Raw genomic sequence first — 1769 nt, forward strand, 5'->3', positions numbered from 1 at the left:
CCATAATAAATTGTAATGTTCATGAGTATCGCTCCTTTAAAACTGGATAATGACATCCAATTTATACCGTCATCTATTTGTTTAATATTATACCCGATGAAAAAGGAAACTACAACTAAAATCATTAAAAAGCTGATAAGAAAGGGGTTTTCAGTGATTTTAACAAGAAATCATACAGAATAAAAATACTAATTAATGTATTTTATTACAGAAAATACGAGGTTTCCACTTTTATAAATGAATAAAAATCCATTTAATGCAAACATATGTACTAAATGAAAAATATACKCTCTATAGCAAATAAATCCTTAAAAGATTAAACGTAAACAGAATTTATCAATTTGCAAAGAGTTCATTGAGAATACGATGAGAAAAAATAAATGAGTATAAAATCTAAATCCTACAAGTAAACTCATTTGTTTTCAAAATCTATAAATATAAATCGAACTGATCAAACCCAAAAACAATCTGGTGAAATCAATATGCATTCTATAAAATCATATCCGCATTTGTTCTAATTGAACAAATATTGCTGATAATTAGTTTAGTCAGTTAAACCATATAAATACAAACTCTATCTCATTTTTAAATTACGTCTCACTATCATAAGTATACTTTAGTTATGAGACAAAATTTGCGTTTTACCTATTGGTTCCTAGAATATATATTATGTAAACTAGAAAAAGAAATAAAATCGTTAAGGTCTCCCTTGCTCTTAGAACCTTGGAATGTCTATCACCTTTTTCTTTAAAGTGTGTAGATTTGTTTTCAAGTCAGCTGGTTTTACTCTCATGATTTTAATTTGGAGCTGTAAACAGAACTCTTAAAAATCGACTGAATGATACTTTTACAGTCAAATGAGTTGAAATATGTACAAGCTATAGATTATATCTTAGAAATGGTTAAAATGACCGCTCACTTAATCACAATCGTCTGAATACGCCAGTACGTATCATTTTATATGTAATCCAGTAATTCTTCGTGGTTTATCCTAGAACTTTACAATTTTGTATCCCGAGTTTCAAGTAGCTATATTTGATGTAGAAGCGCAAAAAAAAGGGAAAAAGAACAACTTCTTCCCCTCCATCCGCTTGTCATACAAACTTTCCAAATTACTAGTTGCAAGCTTTCACTCACTAAGGTATGTTTCCCAATCGTAGTCATGAATTCTATCAAATTTCCCAAACTCATTTCTTTCGTAAGCACATAGCGGTGATTCATTTATAAAAGCTAAAATTGAGTCATCAACATTTAAAACAACTCCTAGAGCTACAACTTGAAAATTATCTGGATGACTAGTAAATTCATCTTCTTCGTATCCGCTAAAGATAACCCATCCTGAATCATTCGGTTCATTTGGTTTATCCTTTAACAGAAAATTAAACTCGTTTCTTTCTAAAATATCATTGCTAACTGTTACGAGGGTATTAAAGTAATAGTCCATCTTTGCAACTTCATCGTCTTCATATTCAGTATCACAAATATGTTCAGTGCCAAAATGCAGGATTTGACCAAGTTTTAAGCCCTTTAAATGATAAGGTTCATTATCAAGATTTCCAACAAAGTTCTCTTTGTTTCTATCCGTAATTTCCACCCACATTCTTTCTCCTTTGTAACCAGCTGTATCTGAATCACTAAAGAAAATTAACTTCACCAGTTCTCCCGCTTTTAATTTATCCGTCACCGCTTTGCTTGGCTTGTAAAATGTATAAGGGGATTCTTTGTTCCTTTCAAAAACATTATCTAATTGCCAATATGTATTGATATTC

The 1769-nt window shown here is 30.4% G+C and carries 1 protein-coding gene; it reads right to left on the reverse strand.

Going from position 1 to position 1769, the window contains the following annotated elements; genetic code table 11:
- Window positions 1-1129 precede the first annotated feature (1129 nt).
- Complete coding sequence (locus AC1DRF_RS26105; RefSeq protein WP_477742089.1) at window positions 1130-1765, reverse strand: immunity protein Imm33 domain-containing protein; 636 nt, start codon at window positions 1763-1765, stop codon at window positions 1130-1132.
- Window positions 1766-1769 lie beyond the last annotated feature (4 nt).

The sequence above is a fragment of the Priestia sp. P5_B4 genome (genome assembly GCF_056400385.1).